Annotated in this window: 21 protein-coding genes and 2 pseudogenes; 16 read left to right on the plus strand and 7 right to left on the minus strand. The window is 63.6% G+C overall.

Annotated elements, in window-relative coordinates:
- On the plus strand, positions 1–207 hold a 207-nt coding region (locus tag ACQ4WN_RS22760), incomplete at its 5' end, for a hypothetical protein (protein WP_436553577.1).
- A gap of 231 nt (positions 208–438) precedes the next feature.
- The gene (locus ACQ4WN_RS22765) at positions 439–612 is read left to right on the plus strand and encodes a hypothetical protein (protein WP_436553578.1); all 174 of its coding nucleotides are present in this window, start codon (positions 439–441) and stop codon (positions 610–612) included.
- On the opposite strand, the gene ACQ4WN_RS22770 is transcribed toward ACQ4WN_RS22765, so the two are convergent.
- Both ACQ4WN_RS22770 and ACQ4WN_RS22775 read right to left on the minus strand, forming a co-directional pair.
- Complete coding sequence (locus tag ACQ4WN_RS22770; protein WP_436553579.1) at positions 609–1,412, minus strand: metallophosphoesterase; 804 nt, start codon at positions 1,410–1,412, stop codon at positions 609–611. The two genes, ACQ4WN_RS22765 and ACQ4WN_RS22770, sit on opposite strands and share 4 nt — an antisense overlap.
- A 46-nt stretch (positions 1,413–1,458) precedes the next feature.
- A pseudogene (locus ACQ4WN_RS22775) lies at positions 1,459–1,566 on the minus strand (LysR family transcriptional regulator); the annotation flags it as partial.
- On the opposite strand from ACQ4WN_RS22775, the gene ACQ4WN_RS22780 reads away from it, so the two are divergent.
- Positions 1,556–1,804 (plus strand): hypothetical protein, encoded by a 249-nt coding sequence (locus ACQ4WN_RS22780; RefSeq protein ID WP_436553580.1) that lies wholly within the window; start codon positions 1,556–1,558, stop codon positions 1,802–1,804. The pseudogene ACQ4WN_RS22775 and the gene ACQ4WN_RS22780 sit on opposite strands and share 11 nt — an antisense overlap.
- Before the next feature lie 14 nt (positions 1,805–1,818).
- Here ACQ4WN_RS22780 and ACQ4WN_RS22785 read toward each other — a convergent pair whose 3' ends face one another.
- Positions 1,819–2,580: a substrate-binding periplasmic protein gene (locus ACQ4WN_RS22785; RefSeq protein WP_436553581.1), complete on the minus strand. Its 762-nt coding sequence runs from the start codon at positions 2,578–2,580 to the stop codon at positions 1,819–1,821.
- A gap of 218 nt (positions 2,581–2,798) precedes the next feature.
- On the opposite strand from ACQ4WN_RS22785, the gene pnuC reads away from it, so the two are divergent.
- Complete coding sequence (pnuC, locus tag ACQ4WN_RS22790) at positions 2,799–3,389, plus strand: nicotinamide riboside transporter PnuC (RefSeq protein WP_436553582.1); 591 nt, start codon at positions 2,799–2,801, stop codon at positions 3,387–3,389.
- A 332-nt stretch (positions 3,390–3,721) separates the two neighbouring features.
- Positions 3,722–6,289, plus strand: a complete 2,568-nt coding sequence (locus tag ACQ4WN_RS22795; protein WP_436553583.1) for a TonB-dependent receptor — start codon at positions 3,722–3,724, stop codon at positions 6,287–6,289.
- 19 nt (positions 6,290–6,308) lie between these two features.
- Here ACQ4WN_RS22795 and ACQ4WN_RS22800 read toward each other — a convergent pair whose 3' ends face one another.
- Positions 6,309–7,115, minus strand: coding sequence for a response regulator transcription factor (locus ACQ4WN_RS22800; protein WP_436553584.1), 807 nt, complete (start codon positions 7,113–7,115; stop codon positions 6,309–6,311).
- Between the two features lie 348 nt (positions 7,116–7,463).
- Between ACQ4WN_RS22800 and ACQ4WN_RS22805 the strand changes: the two genes are divergently transcribed.
- The 4 genes from ACQ4WN_RS22805 (at position 7,464) to ACQ4WN_RS22820 (ending at position 12,173) form a co-directional block, all read left to right on the plus strand.
- Positions 7,464–7,994 (plus strand): Csu type fimbrial protein, encoded by a 531-nt coding sequence (locus ACQ4WN_RS22805; protein ID WP_436553585.1) that lies wholly within the window; start codon positions 7,464–7,466, stop codon positions 7,992–7,994.
- A 45-nt stretch (positions 7,995–8,039) separates the two neighbouring features.
- Positions 8,040–8,735, plus strand: coding sequence for a fimbrial biogenesis chaperone (locus ACQ4WN_RS22810; RefSeq protein WP_436553586.1), 696 nt, complete (start codon positions 8,040–8,042; stop codon positions 8,733–8,735).
- A 64-nt stretch (positions 8,736–8,799) separates the two neighbouring features.
- Positions 8,800–11,169, plus strand: coding sequence for a fimbria/pilus outer membrane usher protein (locus ACQ4WN_RS22815; RefSeq protein WP_436553587.1), 2,370 nt, complete (start codon positions 8,800–8,802; stop codon positions 11,167–11,169).
- Positions 11,169–12,173, plus strand: coding sequence for a Csu type fimbrial protein (locus ACQ4WN_RS22820; protein WP_436553588.1), 1,005 nt, complete (start codon positions 11,169–11,171; stop codon positions 12,171–12,173). The genes ACQ4WN_RS22815 and ACQ4WN_RS22820 overlap by 1 nt, the downstream gene beginning before the upstream one ends.
- Here ACQ4WN_RS22820 and ACQ4WN_RS22825 read toward each other — a convergent pair.
- Entirely contained in the window at positions 12,170–12,406 is a 237-nt protein-coding gene (locus ACQ4WN_RS22825) for a hypothetical protein (RefSeq protein WP_436553589.1), read from the minus strand. The genes ACQ4WN_RS22820 and ACQ4WN_RS22825 overlap by 4 nt on opposite strands.
- A 253-nt stretch (positions 12,407–12,659) precedes the next feature.
- On the opposite strand from ACQ4WN_RS22825, the gene ACQ4WN_RS22830 reads away from it, so the two are divergent.
- From ACQ4WN_RS22830 to ACQ4WN_RS22840, 3 genes and pseudogenes are all read left to right on the plus strand, one after another.
- Positions 12,660–13,217: a winged helix-turn-helix transcriptional regulator gene (locus ACQ4WN_RS22830; RefSeq protein ID WP_010394680.1), complete on the plus strand. Its 558-nt coding sequence runs from the start codon at positions 12,660–12,662 to the stop codon at positions 13,215–13,217.
- 160 nt (positions 13,218–13,377) lie between these two features.
- Complete coding sequence (locus ACQ4WN_RS22835) at positions 13,378–13,815, plus strand: CHRD domain-containing protein (protein ID WP_436553590.1); 438 nt, start codon at positions 13,378–13,380, stop codon at positions 13,813–13,815.
- 217 nt (positions 13,816–14,032) lie between these two features.
- Positions 14,033–14,281: pseudogene (locus tag ACQ4WN_RS22840) on the plus strand (AEC family transporter); the annotation flags it as partial.
- Here ACQ4WN_RS22840 and ACQ4WN_RS22845 read toward each other — a convergent pair.
- On the minus strand, positions 14,265–14,915 hold the full coding sequence (locus ACQ4WN_RS22845) for an FMN-binding negative transcriptional regulator (protein ID WP_436553591.1): 651 nt from the start codon (positions 14,913–14,915) through the stop codon (positions 14,265–14,267). The pseudogene ACQ4WN_RS22840 and the gene ACQ4WN_RS22845 sit on opposite strands and share 17 nt — an antisense overlap.
- On the minus strand, positions 14,916–15,377 hold the full coding sequence (locus tag ACQ4WN_RS22850; protein WP_436553592.1) for an OsmC family protein: 462 nt from the start codon (positions 15,375–15,377) through the stop codon (positions 14,916–14,918).
- A 106-nt stretch (positions 15,378–15,483) separates the two neighbouring features.
- Between ACQ4WN_RS22850 and pdxR the strand changes: the two genes are divergently transcribed.
- The 4 genes from pdxR to ACQ4WN_RS22870 all read left to right on the plus strand — a co-directional run bounded on the left by pdxR (position 15,484) and on the right by ACQ4WN_RS22870 (position 19,915).
- The gene (pdxR, locus tag ACQ4WN_RS22855; RefSeq protein WP_436553593.1) at positions 15,484–16,986 is read left to right on the plus strand and encodes a MocR-like pyridoxine biosynthesis transcription factor PdxR; all 1,503 of its coding nucleotides are present in this window, start codon (positions 15,484–15,486) and stop codon (positions 16,984–16,986) included.
- A gap of 38 nt (positions 16,987–17,024) precedes the next feature.
- On the plus strand, positions 17,025–17,588 hold the full coding sequence (locus tag ACQ4WN_RS22860; protein WP_436553594.1) for a DNA-3-methyladenine glycosylase I: 564 nt from the start codon (positions 17,025–17,027) through the stop codon (positions 17,586–17,588).
- Complete coding sequence (gene mnmC1, locus ACQ4WN_RS22865) at positions 17,588–19,219, plus strand: FAD-dependent 5-carboxymethylaminomethyl-2-thiouridine(34) oxidoreductase MnmC1 (protein WP_436553595.1); 1,632 nt, start codon at positions 17,588–17,590, stop codon at positions 19,217–19,219. Before ACQ4WN_RS22860 ends, mnmC1 begins: the two co-directional genes overlap by 1 nt.
- Before the next feature lie 198 nt (positions 19,220–19,417).
- A complete protein-coding gene (locus ACQ4WN_RS22870; protein ID WP_436553596.1) occupies positions 19,418–19,915 on the plus strand; it encodes a rhodanese-like domain-containing protein in 498 nt (165 codons plus the stop codon).
- Positions 19,916–19,933 lie beyond the last annotated feature (18 nt).

Consider the following 19,933-nt stretch of genomic DNA (forward strand, 5'->3'; position numbering starts at 1 on the left):
ACGCTGGCTCAGTGCGGTGAACTGGGCGATGAAGGTTTTCCACTGGGCTGGCTGCATGGAAGACTCCCGTTTGTCTACTATGTACCGTCAGACAGCAGGGCCCCAGGAAAATTCTCGCAATTCCCCTACTTATCGGGGACAGAGCCAAAGAAAAAGCGGCTGCGACAAAATAACAACGTTGGTGCATTCGCCATGAAATGCGGTTGACGCGCTGCAGCATACGGTGCAGAATCAGCTTCCGCAGGGAAGATCAACCATCAAATAGAAAGGAAACCCATGTTCGAGCAGGCTGGCAGCAAGTCGACTTAGCACTAGCCCCGCGCATGACGCTCGGGGTCATCGGCAGCAATGCCGATCCCGAGCCGGTGTCCTTCAAACCCCGGTGAGGAAACTCGCCGGGGTTTTTTGTTTTGGACGACCGGGTTGAAAGGAAACACCATGAAAATCAAAGTGAAAGCCACGCCCAAGCCGCGCAATCCGCTGGTGGCGGCCGCCAGGTTGCGCGGCGGCGCCGGTGCGCACCAGTCGGAGGCATCGCCGCGCGCGGCGCGCCGGGCCGGCAAGCACCGCCTGCAGCAATGGCTGGCGGGCCGGCTCAAACCTGACGATTAGCGAGCCGGTAGCTCGACGATGAAGTTCGGGTTGAATTGCGGATTTTGCGGCGTGCCGCCGCGCGTCTTGTAACCGCAGGGATTGGATACGACGCGGCACGGGCCGATACGGTAGTCGCGTGAAGCATGGATGTGGCCATGCACCCACAGGTCCGCCTGCGCGACCAGCTCGTCCAGGCGCGAGGCATAGGCGGGCGAACACCCTTCGTTGCCATAGGCATCATCGACCGAGAGCAGCGACGGCGCCATGTGGCTGATGACGACGGTCGCGCCATCGAAAGGCTGCGCCAGTTCGCGCGCCAGCCAGGCTTTTTGCTGCGCGTGGAACATGGCCGTATCGGCCGCGCGCAGCTTGCGAAAGCCCATGTTGGCCAGGCGAATGCGCTTGTAGTCGTTCATGACGGCTTCCGCGTCGCGCATGGCCGACTGGCGCGTATCGTCGCCCAGCAGGCGGAAATCCGTCCACAGAGTCGCGCCCAGGAAGCGCACGGCGTTGCCAGCCTGATCGGTGATGACGTGGCGATCGGCGTCGAGAAAATGCACGTTGTCCGTGGCGGCGCAGGCGCTGCGCAGCTCCTGGCGCACCTTGTCCAGATGGTGGCCATAGCCTTCGTGGTTGCCATGCACGTACAGCACCGGCAGTCCCGCAAACGTGCTGGCGGCCCAGGCGACGGCGCGGGGGCCCGTGTCGATGTCGCCGGCCAGGATGACGGCGTCGGGACGGCTGAGTGCGAGGTCGCCCTGTGGCGCGTCGTCGCGCCATAACTCATGGTGCAGGTCCGACAAAATCAGTAAACGCATGCGGTGTCCAGGCGATTCGAGAGTACGCCATCGTACCTGAAAACCCTCACTCTTCCTCCAGCGCGGCGAAGCTGTGCGCCAGGTAGTCGATCAGCGCGCGCACGGCCGGCAGCAGGCCGCGCCGTGAAGGAAACATGGCGTGGATGATTTCACGCATCAGCATGGCGCGCGTGACGCAGGCTGGCGCCGTGCCGATCGACACGTATGCCGTGCTGGCTGAAGTGATGGGCACCTGGAACCGCGCCGACGCGATGGAGTTCGCGGACATCATGACTGACCATATCGTGGCGCCGTACCGCGCGCTGATCGAAAACTATGACAAGGCGCAGGGCGTGCAAAAGCATGGCCGCGAAACCAAGCTGGAGATGCTGGAGTCGGCTGCCAGGGCGTGATCGTCACTGCGCCGCTACGGCGCTTCGTAGCTGTGGCGTATCGCCGTCAGTACGCCGCGCTGTTCCAGGTGCGTGATGGCGGCGTTCAGGCGCGCCAGGTCGGCGGCGCTGGTCGTGCGCGTATTGAGCATCAGATGCACGGGGGCGCGCAGGGCCAGGAAGGGCAGGGCGGTCAGGGGGACGCCCTGCAGGCGCGCTTCGTGGCGCACGGCCAGCACGTCGCCCAGCAGCAGGTCGGCGCGGCCCGCGTCGAGCATGCGCACGCCTTGCTGGAAGCTGCCGAACGTATTCAGGCGGCCTGCCTTTTCCAGCGCCGGCCGGATCGCCGCGTACTGCGCGCCATACCAGCCCACTTTGGGCGCCAGCAAGGTCGACTTGCCGCGCGCGAGCTGCTCGAAGCTGCCGATCTGACGATGGTCGGCGGGCGAGCCCGATTTGCTGAAGAGTCCCACTGCTTCGTCGCGATACGAGATGGAAAAGCGGGCATAGGACCGGCGTTCCGGTGTATCGGAGGCGGCCAGCATCAGGTCCAGTCCCCCTTTCTGAAACAGCAACTGGCGCCGCGCGGTGGGCAGTTCCGGCAGGGTGACCAGGGTACAGCGGGCTTCCTTGAAAATGGCTTTCAGCAACTCCAGGTCCAGGCCCGTATAGCGGCCCTGGGCATCGCGGTAGACATACGGCGGCCACTGCTCGAGCGCCATCGTCATGCGGCAGGCCACGGCGGGCAGGGCAGATAGGCCGAGCACTGCCGCAAACAGGAAATGGCGCATGCGCATACGGGGGTTCCTGGAGTTTAAACGTGATATTCAATTTGCCAGAATGGCCATGGAAGTCAAGGGCTGCGGCTGCTGAAGGCCGGTCTGGAGCACATTTCCTGGAATTTTGCACGTTTCCCCCCTTGCCCCATTGGTTTTGCCTCCGGTACGGTGAACACCGTGCAGTGTAATCGGCTATAGTGGCGCGGTGCCACCACTGCCCCGCAAAGGAAGACCGCTTGACTGCCCCGCTCGAGATCGCCGCCAATGTACTGATGACTGCCTCCATCATTCTGGCCGGACGCAATAATATTCATTCCTGGTGGATCGGCATTGTCGGCTGCGTGCTGTTTGCCGTACTGTTTTTCCAGGTTAATCTGTATGCCGACGTGATGCTGCAGCTGTTTTTCATCGTCACCTGCGTCATCGGCTGGCTGCAATGGCGGCGCGGCGCCGGCGGCAAGCCGTTGCCGATCACGCGCACGGGCTGGCGCAGCCTGGCCTGGGTAGTGCCGGCCGGCATCGCCTGCGTGGTCATCTACGGCATGTTGCTGCACCGCTTTACGAATGCCTACGCGCCCTTCATCGATTCGGCAGTGTTGGTATTTAGCATCATCGCGCAATTCTTGCTGATGAGCCGGCGCATCGAAACCTGGGTCTTTTGGCTGCTGGTCAACACGGTGGCCGTGCCGCTCTACTACAGCCGCGGCCTGCACCTGACGGCCGTGCTGTATGCGGCCTACTGGGTCAACGCCCTGATTTCCTGGTACTGGTGGGGCGTGCAGGCGCGCCGCGCGGCGCTGGCGCCCGTGGCGATGGCCGACGCCTGATATTGCCAAACCCCAAATCCTTAGATTCAAATCATATATACAATCAATTTTTAATTCGTTCACGCCATAAAGACACCGAGATATAGTGGCCTTTCCCCGCTTACCGGTGTCTTTTATGTTGCGCTTTAGTCTTTCTGCCTATTTTTACGCCGCCCGGCACCAGCTGACCATGCAATGCATGGCGCAGTCGATGCCGATGCGTGCCCGTCCACGCATCCCGTAAGTCATTCCCATCCGTTTCATTGTCGTTTGCCCGCTGGCCTACCCGGTCCGCGTGCCCCAGCTCGGCCTTTTTTATCTGAAAAAGGCTGCAATCCCAATAAGAGGAAACCATGTTCAAACCACTCGCCATCAGTCTCGCCATCGCCGCCGCCTTTCCCGCTTTCCCCACGCTTGCCCACGCCGAGGAGGAACTGCTGCGCGTCAACGTCACCGGATCGAATATCCGCGTCAGCGAAAAGGAGGGCGCCAGCGCCGTGCAGGTCATCACCGCCAAGGAATTGAAAGCCAGCGGCAAGACCAGCGTCTCGGAGGTGCTGCGCGCCATTTCCGCCAACAGCGGCAATAGCTACAACGAACAATATACGGGCAGTTTCTCGGCCGGCACCTCGGGCCTGTCGCTGCGCGGGATCGGCCAGCAAAATACCCTGATCCTGGTGAATGGCCGCCGCGTGGCCAGCTATGCCACGGCGCAGGATTTGCAGCAAACCTTCGTTGACCTGAACAGCCTGCCGATGGCGGCCGTGCAGCGCATCGAAGTGCTCAAGGATGGCGCCTCGTCCGTGTATGGCTCGGACGCCGTGGCTGGCGTGGTCAACATCATCCTGTACAAGGAATTCACGGGTACGGACATCACGGCGCAATGGGGGGGGTCGACGCAAGGCACGGGCCAGCATGAAAAGAGCGCGGCGCTGCAAACGGGTTTCGGCAAGCTAGAAGAAGATGGCTACAGCGTGGTCTTCTCGGTCGACGCGCAGCAGCGCGACAAGCTGCAGCAAAGTGACGTGGCATGGCTGCGCGATGCCGATTACCGCAAGCAGCAGCGCGGCAGCCTGGGCTGGACCGCCACGAATTATGCCGGCAACGATCCCACGCAGACCCTCGGTGGCGTGCGTGGCCCGCTGCAACTGGTGTCGTACAAGGATATCAATCCTGATCGCAGTGGCCAGGTGCAGGCCTACAATCCGGCGCCATATAAAACGCTGATCCCGGGCATCCAGCGCATTCATTCTTCGCTGCGCGGCACCCTCAAGCTGAACGCGGACACGCAAGCCTATGTCGACCTGCTGCACAGTTATTCGCGCGCCGACCAGACCTTCAGCGCGCCACTGACGGTGAATAACGCCACGCGGGTGTGGAACAACAGCACCAAGCTGCTCGACACCATCCCCGTGGTGCTGCCCGTGGGCCACCCGAACAATCCAGGCACGACACCCTTGCCGTTTACGGCCACCCTGTTCGACCTGGGGCCGCGCCTGAAGCAGGACCGCGTCACCTTCTACCGCGCGCTGGCCGGCGCCAAGGGTACCTGGGCGGGCTGGGACTGGGACACGGCCGTTGCCCATTCCAGCAGCAAACTGGAAGAAACGGTGCAGAACTTCGTCAACCGCTATGCATTCCAGAAAGTGCTGGCCGAGGGCAGCTACAATTTCTTTGACCAGTCGCAAAACAGCGAAGCGGTGCGCAACCGCCTGCGCCTGTCGACCCTGCGCCCGGCCGAATCGACGCTCGACACGCTCGACTTCTCGGCGGCCAAGGATATCCTGGACTTGCCGGCGGGCCCGTTGGGCTTTGCCGCCGGCTTTCAATGGCGCCGCGAAAAGATGGATTCGCAAACCTCGACGGCCGTGCTGTCGGGCACGGAACTGCGCCCCGCACTCAATATCATCGACGGCTCGCGCAATGTGTCGGCCCTGTTTGCCGAATTCAATGTGCCCGTGGTGAAGGACCTGTCCGTCAACGTGGCGGGCCGCGCCGACCATTACAGCGACTTTGGCAATGCGTTTTCGCCCAAAGCCAGCGCCCGCTATCAGGCGGCGCCGTGGTTGCTGCTGCGTGGCACCGTTTCACGCGCCTTCCGTGCGCCGTCGCTGCCGGAAATCACCGACAGCACGGCCGTCAGCTATACCAGCGTGATCGATGCCCGCGATCCCTTGACGCCAACGCAGTCGCGCGGCGTGACGGTCATGACCATCGCCAATCCGCACCTGCGTCCCGAGCGCTCGAACAACCTGAACCTGGGCGTGGTGGTGTCGCCCACCAGCAGTTCGAGCATCGGCCTCGATTACTACCGCATCAAGCAAGATGGCGTGATCGGCACGGCCAGCGCCACCACCATTCTGAAGAATGAAAACACGGCGCCGCAACAGATCACGCGTGGTGCCGATGGACGCATCACGACCCTGTATCGCCAGTTCCGCAATCAGGGTCAGCGCGAAGTGTCGGGCATCGATATCGACCTGCGCCAGCGCTTTGCCGATAAGGACTGGGGCAAGCTGACGCTGGCCGGCCAGCTGAGCCGGGTGCTGCGCTTTGCCGAACCGCTGTCCGACGGCGCGCCCCTCACCGATGGCGCCGGCACCAATTATTTCGGCTCCATCCCGACATGGCGCGGCGTCACCTCGGCCACCTGGGAGCAGGGCAAGTGGTCGTCCACGCTCACATGGAATTACGTGGGCAGCTATGCGCAAAACACACATCTGGATGAATCCGTGGCCGCCTTCAGCACCTTCGACGTGACCAGCAGCTGGCAGGTGACACCAAAGGCGAACCTCACTTTCATCGTGCAAAACCTGGCCAACAAGCGCGCGCCCTGGGACTATGCCTCCACCGGCTTTGATTTTACCCAGGCCGATCCCCGTGGACGCTTTGCATCGCTCAAGCTGAACTACAAGTTCTGAGCGCGCGTCACAGGTAGCGTTAGCCGCCGCCCGCCGCCTGCCGCTGTCCTGTCTGCTCCTGCAGGCGCTGGCGGTAGGCGCTGGGCGTGATGCCCATGCGCTCGCGAAAGGCGGTGGCGAAGTTGCCCGCGTTGTGAAAACCGATCAGCAGGGCGATATCCTGCACGTCGATGTCCGTCTGCTGCAGCAATTCCACACCGCGGGCGATGCGCGCTTCGCGGATGAAGGCGAAGACCGTCATGCCCGTTTGCTCGCGGAACATCAGGGTCAGCTTTTCGCGGTAAGTGCCCACGCTGCGGGCGATGTCGGACAGGTTGGGCAGGCTGCCCAGATTGTCGACAATGAGCTGTTTGACCGCATTGACGAACACCAGGTCGGGATGCTGCAGCTTGTCGCTGGCCGACGTCGTTGTGGGCAAGGTACTGTTGCTTTTACGCATCAAACCCAGGTGGATATGGATGCGCGCGGCCAGTTCTTCCGGCGTGAACGGCTTCGAAATGTAGTCGACGCCGCCCACTTGCAAGCCCATGATGCGTTCTTCGGCAGCATCGGCGGCGCTGAGAAAAATCACGGGTATCTGTTCCGTTTCGGGATTGGCCTTGAGCAAACGGCATGCCGTGTAGCCATCCATCTCGGGCATGCGCACATCGAGCAGGATCAGGTCGGGATGCGTGGCCAGTGCCAGCTGGTAGCCCTGATAACCGTTGAAGGCGATGCTGAAACGGTAGGGTTGTTCGCTGAGCAGCCCTATCAACAGGCGCTGCTCGAACGCGGAATCATCCACGATCAAGATGTTTTTTTTGACGGTTTCACAGGTCAGTGGCATGGCAGGGGAGACTTAATTAAATAGCAAGTTGTGGCTCATTATGCCTCGCTTTTTCTTTTTTTTCAGCTTTTCTCGTATTTTAAAAGATGTTTCTCCGCAAGAAGAAGCGGCGATTTCCCAGATCGCTAATAATTAATTCATGCATTGATTTTAAGCAATGTCGATTATTAAAAAATCTGCTTTGCCAATGCGGCAAAAAAGCTGAAGGCCCCCGCTTCCTGGCTCTTGGCGCTGATATTTTGTTGTCCTGGTTTGCGTGCCCCAAAAAACGCCGGCAATACCGTGACTATCCTCGATGCCCTTCATATTGGCGGGCGCATTAATGATGTTTTATCATCAGGAGGTATCATGTTGCGAGCTATTTTCCCCCGCCTGATAGTTGCCGCCAGCGTCGCCGTTGCCAGCACGGCACTCGTGCCTGGCGTCGCCGACGCGGCCGTGTATCTGAACGGCAGCAACACCGCAACCTTTGACGTCACCTTGAAAGTCGTCGCTAATTGCACCATCCTGGCGGGCAATCTCGACTTCGGTCAAAGTCAGGGTGTACTGGCTACTGCCGTTAACGTCAATACGACGGTGAATGTCACCTGCACCAATACCACGCTGTATAACGTGGGCCTGACGGCGGGCACGGGCACGGGGTCGACCGGCACCACGCGCTACCTGAGCGGCACCGGCGGCAACCTGGACAAGGTCCAGTTCAATCTTTACCAGACGGCTGGCAGCACCTTGTGGGGCGATATCCAGGGCACGAATACCGTCGCTGGCACCGGCAACGGTTCATCGCAGCCGATCACGGTGTACGGCAATATTCCGCCGCAAACGACTCCGGCGCCCGATACCTACAAGTCGACTATCACGGCCACTGTTTACTTTTAAGCCAGGCGCTGCGTGAAGGCCGGTTTGACTTCCCTGATGAAAAGCGTGCTGGCGCTGCTGGCCTGCTGCGCGGCGGGCGTGCAGGGCGCCAATCTGCAGATTTCGCCGGTGACGCTGACCCTGCGCGCAGCACAGAGCGCGGTCGCGATCAACCTGCAAAACCTGGGCGACCAGCCCATGTATGGGCAGGTGCGGGTGTTCGCCTGGGATCAGCGTGATGGCGAGGAAACGCTGGCGCCGACGCAGGAATTGGTGGCCAGTCCGCCGATCGTGGAAATCGCCGCCAACAGCCGGCAGACCATCCGCCTGGTGCGTGCCCAGGCTGGCTCCATCGCGCAGGAAAAGACGTATCGCGTACTCATCGATGAAGTCAGCCGCGAAGATGACCCGGGCCGCAGCGGCGTCGATATCCGCCTGCGCTACTCGGTGCCTGTGTTCGTGTTGCCGGCCGGTGCACCCGGCAAGGAAATGCTCGACTGGCAAGTCTTTCGCGAGCAGGGCGCATGGATGTTGCGTATCAAGAACAGCGGCAACCTCCATGCGCAGATCGGTGCGATGACATTCACGAATCAGGCGGGCAAGGAGTTTGTCATCAGCAAGGGGCTGTTTGGCTATGTCCTGGCGGCACGCATGCGCGTATGGCGCTTGCCCGTTGCCAGGGAGGCTGAACTGGATGGGCCGTTGAGCATTGCGGTGCATGTGAATGCAAAGGCGATCGTGGCCACGAATTCGACACCTTGAACATGGCCACCATGGCGGGCAAGCTTGTCGCGCGCCTTCGGCATGGGCGCAACCGGCTTAAACCATGAGACGCGAACTGAGCTGGCGGACTTGCTGGACCCTGCTGCTGCTGGCCATGGCGGCGCTGGCCAGGGCCGATGGATCGGCTGCCGTGACGGGCGCCGACCCGGGGCCGGCCAGCTTGCCCGGCGATCCGATGGCACCGAATGAACTGTATCTGGAGGTAACCGTGAATGCTGTATCAACCGGGCTGATCTTGCGTTTTACCCAGGTGGGTAAAGGCTTGCGCAGCAGCGTGGCAAACTTGCAGCAGCTTGGGCTGGACCCGGCGCGCCTGGGCGCGCCCGCTTTGGCCGATGTGGCGCTCGAGGCGATTCCGGGACTCAGCTATGAATATGATGCGACGCGCCAGAGCGTGTCGCTGCAGGTCGCGGACGACTTGCGCTCACCGTACCGCATCAATGCACGCCTGGCGGCGCAGACGCCGCCGTCGCGCGTCACACCTGGCGCCGTCCTCAATTACGAAGCCTATGCGGAACTGGGGCAGACGCGGCGCGTTGCCATCTTCAACGATTTGCGCTATTTCAATGACAGCGGCGTCTTCAGCAGTACCGGCACCGTGAACCTGGGGTCGGACCAGCGCAAGTACATGCGCTTTGACACCTTCTGGAGCCGCGCCGACCCCGATACCCTGCAAACGTGGCAAGTGGGCGACCTGATTTCCTCTTCGCTCAGCTGGAGCCGCGCCGTGCGCGTCGGCGGTGTGCAGTGGCGCAAGAATTTCCAGCTACGCCCCGACCTGCTGACCTTTCCCGTCGCCTCCGTCGATGGCACGGCGCTGGTGCCTTCGTCGCTGAGCCTGTACGTCAATGGTGTGCAGCAATATGCTGCCAGCGTGCCCAGCGGTCCGTTTGTGCTGAACCAGGTGGCTGGCATCAATGGCGCCGGGCAAGCCACCGTCATCACGCGCGATGCTCTCGGGCGTAGCGTGACGACCGTGCTGCCCTTGTATGTCGATACACGCATGCTGGCCAGCGGCTTGAGTGATTACTCGGTCGAGGCGGGTGCCGTGCGGCGCGACTATGGCCGCCGCTTGTTCGGTTACGAACGGCAACTGGTCGCCAGCGCTTCCGGCCGCCATGGCGTCAGCGACAACTTCACTCTCGAAGGCCACGCGGAACTGGCCGCCGGCCTGTATCAGGCGGGGGCGGGCGCGCTGCTGCGGCTGGGCCAGGCCGGCGTGCTGAGCGGCTCGCTGTCGGCCAGCGCCGGCCAGTACCGCGGCGCGCAGCTGGGTGCCGGCTACCAGTACATGGGGCCGCGCTTCAGCGTCGATGTGCAAAGCGTGCGCGCCAGCGCCGGTTTTGGCGACCTGGCCTCGCGCGATGGCAGTGCCGTGGTGCGCGCGGCGGATAGATTCACCGTCAGCTTGCCATTGCCGGCAGGAAGCAGCATCAGCAGCAGTTATATCAGTTACCGCACGCCCGGCGCGCCACCGTCGAAGCTGGCCACGATGGGCTTTTCGGCCCCCCTGTTTCACGGCCTGTTCTTCAACGCCAGCCTGTTCCAGGACTTGCGGCAACGCGAGAAGCGGGGGTTTTACTTCGGCCTGAGCATGGCCTTCGACAACAATCTGGCCATCAGCACGAGCAGCAGCCGGCAAAACGGCGAGAGCGGCCGTAGCATCAGCGCGCAGCGCGCGGCGGACTTTGGCGGCGGCTTCGGCTGGGGCTTGCAGGCGGGCACGGCGGGCGGCAATGCCTACCGGCAGGCGCAACTCGAGTACCTGGGCAATGACGGCCGCCTCAGCGCGCGCACGCAAAGCAGCAGCATGGGCAATGCTTCCTCGCTGGGCGCGGCCGGTGCGCTGGTGCTGATGGATGGCCATGTCGAGACGGCGCGCCAGGTGGGTAACGGCTTTGCGCTGGTGTCCACGGGCGGCGTGGGCAATATTCCTGTGTTGCATGAGAACCGTCAGATCGGCGTGACGGGCAGGAGCGGCTATCTGCTCGTGCCGAATTTGAATCCCTATGGCAATAACCAGATCAGCATCGCCACGGAGGAACTCGATGTCGACGCGCGCGTCCCCGTGACAAATATCAATGTCGTGCCGCAACAGCTGGCCGGCGTGCTGGCCGCCTTTCCCATCGAACGCTACAGAGCGGCCACTGTCATCGTGCAAGGCACCGATGGCAAGCCGCTAGCCATGGGCTTGCCCGTGCTGCATGTGCAAAGCGGCAAGCAGACGGTGGTGGGATTTGACGGCATCGTTTTCGTCGACGATCTGCTGGAGCAGAATCAGTTGCAAGTCGGCGAGGGCGACAGCGCATGCACGGTACGTTTTGCCTATGCGCGTCCGGCGGCGGGCGGCTTGCCCGTGATCGGCCCGCTGCGCTGCGCTGCCGCTACTGTCGGCGCCGGGGCAGACCGCTGATGCGCCGCCTGCTGCTATGGCTGACCCTGTTGCTGGGCTGTGCCTGGGGCAGTACGGCGCAGGCCGATACCTGCTCGGTCAGCATGACAAATATCGATTTCGGCGCCGTCAGCCCGATTTCCGGCACCGATTACCTGGCGCAGGCAACGGGTACCTTCAGCTGCGTGTTTTCCTCGCTGAGCCTGGGGCAGTTGCTCACGCCGAATGCGCAAGTGTGCATCTCGCTGGGGCTGGGCACGAATTCCACCTCGGCCTTGCCGCGCAAGCTGGGTAATGGCAGCAATCGCATGGAGTACAACGTGTATGTGGACAGTTCCCATGCCACGGGGAAGATATGGGGCGGCGCCGGCGTTGCGGGCGCGCCGTCGACCTTCGGCATGATTCTGTCGGCCGGCTTGCTGGCGCCGCCCGGCACGTATTCGACGACGTTCACCGTGTACGCGAAGATCCCTGCCGGCACCGCCCTGGCGGCCGTGCCTACGGCGGGCAACGCGAATACCGTGTATACATCGAGTTTTGCCGGGCAGGGCACGTATACCTACACCACGTATGGCCTGGCCAACCTGCAAGGTTGCACGGCCAACAGCGGCAGCTTCGGTTTTACGGTGAATGCTACGGCCGTCAACGACTGCACTATCACCGCCACGCCGATGGCGTTTGCGAACGCCTCCATCTTGACGGGCAACCTGCGCAGCACCAGCACCTTATCGGTGCGCTGCGTCAATAACAATGCCTACCAGATTGCCCTGAACGGCGGCAGCGTGGCACTCAATGTGGCCAACCGGCAAATGAAGAATACGGTGACGACGGACAAGGTCAGTTACCTGTTGTCCGCCACCCTCGATGGTGCGCCGTGGGGCGATGGCACGGCAGGCACCAGCATGGTGACAGGCACGGGCACGGGTGCCAGTGCGCCGCTGACGATTTACGGCCGCGTGCCGGCGCAGGTGTCGCCGCGCCCCGGCGATTACAAGGACACGGTGACGGCAACGATTTATTTTTAGAACGTGACGGTGACGAGGCCGGCGCCTGCTGGTGTTGTCTGCTGGAGCAGCAGATACGGCGTGTTGTGCTGGCAGCGTACCTGGGCGCTGTTGCGCTGCGTAACGATGGTGCACGCTTCCTGGACGACGAAAGTGGCCTGGAGCGTCGCGGAAGACACGCTACCGGCGGTGGTGGTCTGGCAAAGGGACAAGGCGAGCAGGGCGGGCAGTACGGCAAGCTTCAAAGGGGTCATCGTGAACGCAGTGAGTGAAAAACGGGCGTGGGCAGCAGCGTCGGAAGGCGTGGCTGGCACCGTTTTTCGCACCGGGATTGGGAGAGCAGAACCAGCCATGATTGTACTTGAAGAAGGAAAGTGTGAGTTTTCGCGTATTTTCAGTCCCTCGGCATAGTGGGCAAGTAACTTTGCATTTGATAGTAACTGATGTTTCCGTATTGCAACTGAAATATTTTCTATTGTTGTGTTGAATCAACGTGAGGAGATGGTCATGAAACATACCAACTTTAACAATTTGCCATGCCCGATCGCACGCAGCCTGGGCAAGGTGGGCGAATGGTGGAGCATCCTCATACTGCGTGAAGCGTTTTATGGCAAGACGCGCTTCGACGAATTTGAAAAAAGCCTCAAGATCGCGCCCACCATCCTGACGCGCCGGCTGGCCGACCTGGTGGAGGGTGGCTTGATGACGCGCCGCCTGTATTGCGCCAAGCCGCCCCGCTACGATTATGTGCTGACCAAGTCCGGGCGCGCCTTCAAGCCCGTCTTGCTGGCTTTTATTGCCTGGGGCAATGAAAACTTCGCGCCGGAAGGCGCCAGCCTCGTCATCGCCAGTCGCGACACGGGCCTGGCCGCCGATCCCGTGCTGGTCGACGCCATGACGGGCTTGCCCATCAATGATGAGTACTACGCGTTTGCGCCGGGCCCGGCCGCCAGCGACAGCATGCGCAGCATCATTCTCGATGCGGAGAAAAGCAGCGGCATCGCGCCCAAGCCGAAGGCCGCACCCGCCAACCGCGGCTGGGTGGCGGAAGGGCATCTGGCTTGAAGGGGCGACGGTGGGCGCGCATCAGGTTTGGTGAAAAGCAAAGCGGACAAGGCGGTATGGCCTTACTGTCGCACTATGCAACACCCGTGTGGCGCAGGCCCGGTTGTGCGGGGCCGGCCGCCCTCCGTCGTCCGTTACTGTCCGTTGAAGGAGATCTGCGATGAGCACATTGCAACAACACTTACGCCGCGCCGCCACCGTGCTGGCGCTGGCAGCCCTGTTGGGCGCCTGTTCCCATGGTCCGCATCATCCGGGCGGCCATGACGTTACCTTGACGGGCGCGCAGGAGGTGCCGGCCAACACCAGCACGGCCAGTGGCAGCAGCACTATTCGCGTTGCCCACGACCGCAGCGTCAGCGGCGGCGTGCGCTATACGGGCATGCTGGCCACCGTCGCACATCTCCATGAAGCGCCGACCGGCGCCAACGGCCCTGTCATCTTGCCGCTGGTGAAAACCGCCGAAGGCATGTTTGCCGTGCCGGCCGGCACCCTGCTCACGCTGCCCCAGTATGCGAGCTACCAGGCCGGCAAGCTGTACGTCAACGTGCACAGCGCCGCCTACCCGGCGGGCGAGATCCGCGCCCAGCTAGAGCCCTGACCGGCTGCCGGCGTTTTTCCAGAAACCTCCTTGGGCCGCGCGAGCGGCCTTTTTTTACGCCCGGCGGCCAGCCCGTGCAGCGCGCTGCAAGGGCGTTCCATGCTGACCATCCTTGCCATCACCTTTCCTTCTTCGCCCTGGTGCTGTGCGGTTATCTGGCGTGCGCAATGATCATGGCGGGCGTGACCATGGACATGACTCTCAGCCATCGCATCGACTGGAACAACTGCTGCTGCATCCGCTGCTGGTGTGGGCCATTGGCCACGCGGCCATCGCGCTGGGTGCACCGCTCGATCCGTTCGCGCTGACCTGCATGGTGCTGGTGGCTTGCCTGCCCAGCGCCAGCAACGTGTCGCTGCTGTCGGAACGCTTCGGGGCCAACACGGCGCGCATCGCCCGCATCATTTTAGTGTCGACGGCGCTGTCGTTTTTGACGTTTTCGGCGGCCGTCAGCTGGCTGGCGTGACGTTGGCGGCGATCAGCGCGCCCAAGGCCTGCGCCGCGCCGGGTTGATTGTCCAGCGCCAGGCCATGCGCCATGCTGGCCTGGTCTTGCATGCTGCGGTTCTGTCCCAGCTTCCATTTGCCCGTGATGCGCGTGAGGGGGATTTCGATGCCCACGATGGCTTTCAATAGCTTGTCGATATAGTCGGCCGGCGCATCGCTCACCCTCCACGGCGCAGCTTGATTTGCCTCATGGCGCGCCGTCAGCCGCTCCAGCAAGTCCATCAGCCACGCGGCATCGTCGATGGCGCGCAGGGGGCCGTGGGCGTGCACCACCGCGTAATTGAAGGTCGGCACTTCCTTGCCGCTGCGCTGCTTTTCCGCGTACCAGGCGGGCGTGATGTAGGCGTGCGGCCCCTGGAAAATCACCATACAGTCATCGTCCCCGCCGGCGCGCCACAGCGGGTTGGCGCGCGCCACGTGGGCGCGCAGGATGCCGAACGGGGCCGCGGGCGTGGGCGCGGCGATTTCGAACGGCAGATGGTCGGCGCATAAGCCATCCTCGCCGTGGCGCACCAGCGCGCCCAGCGGATGGGCCTGGATCAGGCCATGCAGTACGTCGAGGCGCTCTTCGCGAAAACTGGCGGGCGTGTACATCTAGGCCGCTCCTTCCACGACCATATCGGCCGTCAGCGAATTGGCGATGTAGCAGCGCTCGTGCGCGTCGTGGTGGAGGGCGGCCAGCACCTCGGGCGAGGGCGGTGTTCCCGCGAAGGCGATGCGCGGGCGCAGCACGATGCGGGTCATTGCCAGCCGCCCCGCAGCATTTTTACCCAGCACGCCGACGGCCTCGTCGCGGTAGTCATCGATGACGTAGCCGCGCTGCGCTGCCAGCGACAGAAAGAACAGCATGTGGCAGCTCGACGTGGCGGCCACCAGTGCTTCTTCCGGATCGATATTTTCCGCCACGGACATGGGCAGCGGCACGGACAGGGGCGACGACGAGGCGGGCACGCGCAAGCCGCCGTCGAACTGCCATTCATGGCCACGGCTGTAGCGTTGGCCGGCGAAATCCTGGCCGTCGCGCTGCCAGGCCACGGTGGCGAAAAACTGATGCATGGGTGCTCCATGGGAGTAATTGGGGATGCCTCATCTTAGCGTCAGTCTTGGCTATTTAAAACAGCCAATAAGTGCTATCTTGAAGCTACCAATTTGAGGATGCTCCATGCCCTTGCCTGCCACGCACCTGAACCAGATCATCGCTGCCTTGCCGCTGCAGCGCGGCGCCATCGAACCGCTGTTTCGCCAGTTGTATGCGGCCATCAAGGCCGCCATCCTCGATGGCCGCATGAGTCCCGGCATGCAGTTGCCGCCCACGCGCGACTTTTGCCGCCTGCTGGCCGTGTCGCGCCAGACGGTGCTCAATGCGTATGCGCTGCTGGTGGCCGAAGGCTATCTCGATGGCGCCGTGGGGCGCGGCACTTTTGTCAGTCGCGACGTTCCGTTGCCCGTACCCATGGTTGCGCAGGCCGGCAAGGCGGAAGCGCCCGGCCTGCTGCGGCCCCTGTCGGCGCGCGGGCAGGGCGTGGTAGCGGCCATGCGCCAGGTGGCGTTCCACCGGGGGCCGCTGCGCGCCTTCCGCGTCGGCATGCCGCGCATCGACCATTTCCCGTTCGACGTGTGGAACCGTCTGGAAGCGCGCCGCTGGCGCCGCCCCGACCACCAGCTCGGCTACAGCGACCCGGCCGGCTACTTGCCGCTGCGCGAGCTGCTGTGCGTGTACCTGAAGGCCTCGCGCGGGGTCCAGTGCACGCCGCAGCAGATCGTCATCACCTCCGGTTCGCAGCAGGCGCTGTTCATGCTCTCGACTATTTTGCTGTCACCGGGCGATGCGGCCTGGATGGAGTCGCCCGGCTACCGGGGCGCCAGCGGCCCATTGCGCGCGGCCGGTGCGCGCGTGTTTCCCGTTCCAGTCGATGCGCACGGACTGGACGTGGCGTATGGCGTGGCGCACTGTCCGCAGGCGAAGCTGGTGTACGTGACGCCATCGCACCAGATGCCGCTGGGCGTGAGCATGAGCTTGCCGCGCCGCCTGGCCCTGCTGGCCTGGGCCGCGCACAACAAGGCCTGGCTGGTGGAAGACGATTACGACAGCGAATACCGCTACGCGGGCGCGCCACTGGCCTCGCTGCAAAGCCTGGACCGCGATGGCTGCGTGGTCTACGTGGGCACCCTGTCAAAAGTGCTGTTCCCCGGCCTGCGCCTGGGCTATATGGTGGCGCCGCCCGCGCTGGCCGGGGCGCTGGTGCAAGCCAAGGCCGTGATGGACCGCCACACGGCCATCGTGCCGCAGATGGCGCTGGCCGACTTCATCGCCGAAGGGCACTTCGGCCGGCATATCCGCCGCACGCGCGACAGCAATGCGGAGCGGCGTGACCTGCTGGTGCGCGGCATCGCGCGCGAGCTCGACGACCAGCTCGCGTGCGGCCCGGCCGACAGCGGCCTGGAACTGTGCGCGTATTTTCGCGGCGGCCACGATGAAGAAACGGTGGCGCGCGCGGGCGTGGCGCGGGGCATCGAACTGCGTCCGCTGGGGCACTATGCCGACCCTGACGCCGGCGATGCCTGCGCCACGCCGCCCGGGCTGCTGCTGGGCTTTGCGGCGATTCCCCCGGCCGAGATGGCGCACGGTCTGCTGGAACTGGGGCGCATCCTGCGCGGCCGATAAACTATACTGAGACTTGCCCGCATATGAAGAACACGACCATGACCGCCATCCGCTGCACCTGGGCCAATCCGGCCAATCCCCGCTATCTCGACTACCACGATACGGAGTGGGGCGTGCCCTGCCACGACGAGCGCCGGCTGTTCGAGATGCTGAACCTGGAAGGCGCGCAGGCGGGCCTGAGCTGGGAAACCATCCTCAACAAGCGCGACACCTACCGCGCGGCCTTTGACGGCTGGGACGCAGAAAAGATCGCTGCGTATGGCCCGGAAAAGGTGGTGCAGCTGCTGGCCGACCCCGGCATCGTGCGCAACCGCCTGAAGGTGGCGGCAGCCATCACGAATGCGCAAGCCTACCTGCGCCTGCGCGCGCAAGGCCAGACCCTGGACAGCTTTTTGTGGGCGTATGTCGATGGCCAGCCCATCGTCAACAGCTGGCAGCCGGGCGAATTCCCTGCCAAGACGGCCTTGTCCGACACATTGTCGAAAGACTTGCTCAAGCTGGGCTTCAAGTTCGTCGGCTCGACCATCGTCTACGCCTACATGCAGGGAATCGGCATGGTCAACGACCATGCGCCGACCTGCTTTTGCCGCGCGGGGCGCTGATGCGCCGCGCGCTGGTTCTGCTTGATACGGATTTTGACGGCGCCCGCTTTGGCGCAGCCTGTGCGGCGCATGGCGGGCGCCGCCTGCATTACATCGCGCTGGCGCCGCGTCCCGTCGATGCCAGCCACTTGCCCGAAGAGTGGCGCATGCAATGGCCGCCTTGCGTGCCTGGCTTGCACCGCATGGTTTCGCGCGATGGCTTGATTACCCTCGATGTGCTGATCGGCGAGCCCGATGCCTGCCTGGCGCAATTGTCGGCGCGAGTCGATGAAGTACACCTGGCCTGGATACCGGCAGCCACGCCGGTGCTGGCGCGCCTGATGGTCGATGGCGCGCGCCTGCAGGCCGTGCACCTGGACGAGGCGCAGCGCGCGGAGTTGCAAAAAAACGGCTTTGTTTTTGACGAGAGCCGTTTGCGCGCCGTGTTTTATGCGCGGCGCGCCGAGCACGCGGCCGTCACCGCGCCCGAACGTCGCGCCATCGTCATCGGCGCGGGCGTGGCCGGCGCGGCCGCCTGCGAACGGCTGGCCGCGCGCGGCTGGAAGGTGACATTGATTGAACGCCACGCGCAGCCGGCCAGCGAAGCGTCGGGCAACCTGGCCGGCATCTTCATGCCGCTGATGTCGAAGGATGACAATATCGCCACGCGCCTGGTGCGCGCCGCCTACCTGTATTCGCTGAGCCGCTGGAAAGACCTGGGCGGCATCGGCGCCGCCATCGAGGGTGTGCAAAGCGGCGTGCTGCACCTGCCGCGCGACGGTGCGCATGCGCAGGTGCAGCGGCAGATCGCCGCCAGTGGCCTGTATCCGCGCGAGTTCGCCCGCTGGCTCGAAGCGCCCGAGGCGAGCGCCATGCTGGGCGCGCCGGCGCCCGATGGCGCCTGGTGGTTCGAACAGGGCGGTTGGGCGCGACCGTCTTCCGTCTGCGCGGCCATGCTGGACGCCTGCGGCGCCTTGCTCACGCGGCGCTTTTCCAGCAGCGCTCTGTGCCTGGAGCGTGGCGATGAGGAATGGCTGGTGCGCGATGCGGACGGTGCCCTGATCGCGGCGGCACCCACCGTCATCCTGGCGGCAGGCACGGGTGCCGTGGATTTCGAACAGGCGGCCGGTCTGCCGCTAGACGCCGTGCGCGGCCAGGTCACGCACCTGGTCGAGGGCAGCTTGCCCTCTTTGCCGTTCGTCGTCTGCCGCGAAGCCTACATGACGCCGGCGCACCAGGGCATCGTGTGCGTGGGCGCCAGTTACGATGCGGACGCGGATGCCGAGGTGCGCGCGTCGAGCCAGCACGACAATATCCACAAGATCGCCGCTATCCTCGATGTGCCTGCGTTTGACGCGCCGCTGGCCGGGCGCACGGGCTTTCGCTGCATGGCGCCGGACCGTCTGCCGCTGGCGGGCGCCTTGCCCGACCCGGGCGTGCCGGGCCGCTGCGAACGCTTGCGCGACGTACCCCGCTGGCCCGGCCTGTTTGGCTTGCTCGGCTACGCCTCGCGCGGGCTGATCTGGGCGCCGCTGGCGGCCGAGCTGCTGGCTTGCCAGCTGGAGGGCGAGCCGCTGCCGCTGGAGAGTCAATTGGCCGCTGCGCTTGACCCAGCGCGCTTTTTATTACGAGAGCGCCGTAGAGCATATTGATTCTGGTCTTTTTCTAATTCACCCCCCAAACAAGTTCTGGGGTCAGACCCGGCGGGTCTGACCCCGGCTTGACGCTGCAATATCTCCATATACGTTTTTCAGCTTTCCAAACTCTTTTTAATTTGTTTTCCGAACAACACAAGTTCGCTACAGTGGACTCGTGCTGATTTTTTGACGACGGAATAAAGAGGTGGACAGATGGCTGCTGCAGAACTGATTTTCGACCCCCGCGCCGCGCACGGCGAGGCGGCTTTTGACGAAGTACTCCATCTCGCGCGCGCCCAGGCGCAGGCCCAGGGCTTGCCGTATGCGGGCATCGTCAGCGCGCAGGATGCATGGCAGCTGGTGCAGGCTGGCAAAGCCGCACTGGTCGATGTGCGCACCAACGAGGAACGCACTTTCGTCGGCTACGTGCCCGCTTCGCTGCATGTGGCGTGGGCGACCGGTACGGCCATGCACCGCAATCCCCGCTTTGTGCGCGAACTGGAAGCGAAGGTGGGTGGCAAGGATGCCGTCGTGGTGCTGCTGTGCCGCAGCGGCAAGCGCTCGGCGGCAGCGGCCGAAGCGGCCGCCAAGGCCGGTTTCACGCACGTCTTCAATATCGCGCAAGGCTTCGAGGGCGATCTCGACGATCAGCAGCAGCGTGGCCATAGCGGCGGCTGGCGCTGGCATGCGCTGCCTTGGCTGCAAGATTAAATCTCTTCCCGGGACCAC

It is taken from the genome of Janthinobacterium pasteuri (assembly GCF_051380775.1).
In the GTDB taxonomy this organism is placed as follows: domain Bacteria; phylum Pseudomonadota; class Gammaproteobacteria; order Burkholderiales; family Burkholderiaceae_D; genus Janthinobacterium.

Bases quoted from the DNA above. Each gene is read 5' to 3' on its own strand.
- ACQ4WN_RS22800 (WP_436553584.1), bottom strand. From the start codon at position 7,115: ATGCCACTGACCTGTGAAACCGTCAAAAAAAACATCTTGATCGTGGAT.
- ACQ4WN_RS22845 (WP_436553591.1), bottom strand. From the start codon at position 14,915: ATGTACACGCCCGCCAGTTTTCGCGAAGAGCGCCTCGACGTACTGCAT.
- mnmC1 (WP_436553595.1), top strand. From the start codon at position 17,588: ATGCGCCGCGCGCTGGTTCTGCTTGATACGGATTTTGACGGCGCCCGC.
- pdxR (WP_436553593.1), top strand. From the start codon at position 15,484: ATGCCCTTGCCTGCCACGCACCTGAACCAGATCATCGCTGCCTTGCCG.
- ACQ4WN_RS22825 (WP_436553589.1), bottom strand. From the start codon at position 12,406: ATGACCCCTTTGAAGCTTGCCGTACTGCCCGCCCTGCTCGCCTTGTCC.
- ACQ4WN_RS22805 (WP_436553585.1), top strand. From the start codon at position 7,464: ATGTTGCGAGCTATTTTCCCCCGCCTGATAGTTGCCGCCAGCGTCGCC.
- ACQ4WN_RS22870 (WP_436553596.1), top strand. From the start codon at position 19,418: ATGGCTGCTGCAGAACTGATTTTCGACCCCCGCGCCGCGCACGGCGAG.
- ACQ4WN_RS22835 (WP_436553590.1), top strand. From the start codon at position 13,378: ATGAGCACATTGCAACAACACTTACGCCGCGCCGCCACCGTGCTGGCG.
- ACQ4WN_RS22785 (WP_436553581.1), bottom strand. From the start codon at position 2,580: ATGCGCATGCGCCATTTCCTGTTTGCGGCAGTGCTCGGCCTATCTGCC.
- ACQ4WN_RS22820 (WP_436553588.1), top strand. From the start codon at position 11,169: ATGCGCCGCCTGCTGCTATGGCTGACCCTGTTGCTGGGCTGTGCCTGG.
- ACQ4WN_RS22850 (WP_436553592.1), bottom strand. From the start codon at position 15,377: ATGCATCAGTTTTTCGCCACCGTGGCCTGGCAGCGCGACGGCCAGGAT.
- ACQ4WN_RS22765 (WP_436553578.1), top strand. From the start codon at position 439: ATGAAAATCAAAGTGAAAGCCACGCCCAAGCCGCGCAATCCGCTGGTG.
- ACQ4WN_RS22780 (WP_436553580.1), top strand. From the start codon at position 1,556: ATGATTTCACGCATCAGCATGGCGCGCGTGACGCAGGCTGGCGCCGTG.
- ACQ4WN_RS22795 (WP_436553583.1), top strand. From the start codon at position 3,722: ATGTTCAAACCACTCGCCATCAGTCTCGCCATCGCCGCCGCCTTTCCC.
- ACQ4WN_RS22815 (WP_436553587.1), top strand. From the start codon at position 8,800: ATGAGACGCGAACTGAGCTGGCGGACTTGCTGGACCCTGCTGCTGCTG.
- ACQ4WN_RS22860 (WP_436553594.1), top strand. From the start codon at position 17,025: ATGACCGCCATCCGCTGCACCTGGGCCAATCCGGCCAATCCCCGCTAT.
- ACQ4WN_RS22770 (WP_436553579.1), bottom strand. From the start codon at position 1,412: ATGCGTTTACTGATTTTGTCGGACCTGCACCATGAGTTATGGCGCGAC.
- ACQ4WN_RS22830 (WP_010394680.1), top strand. From the start codon at position 12,660: ATGAAACATACCAACTTTAACAATTTGCCATGCCCGATCGCACGCAGC.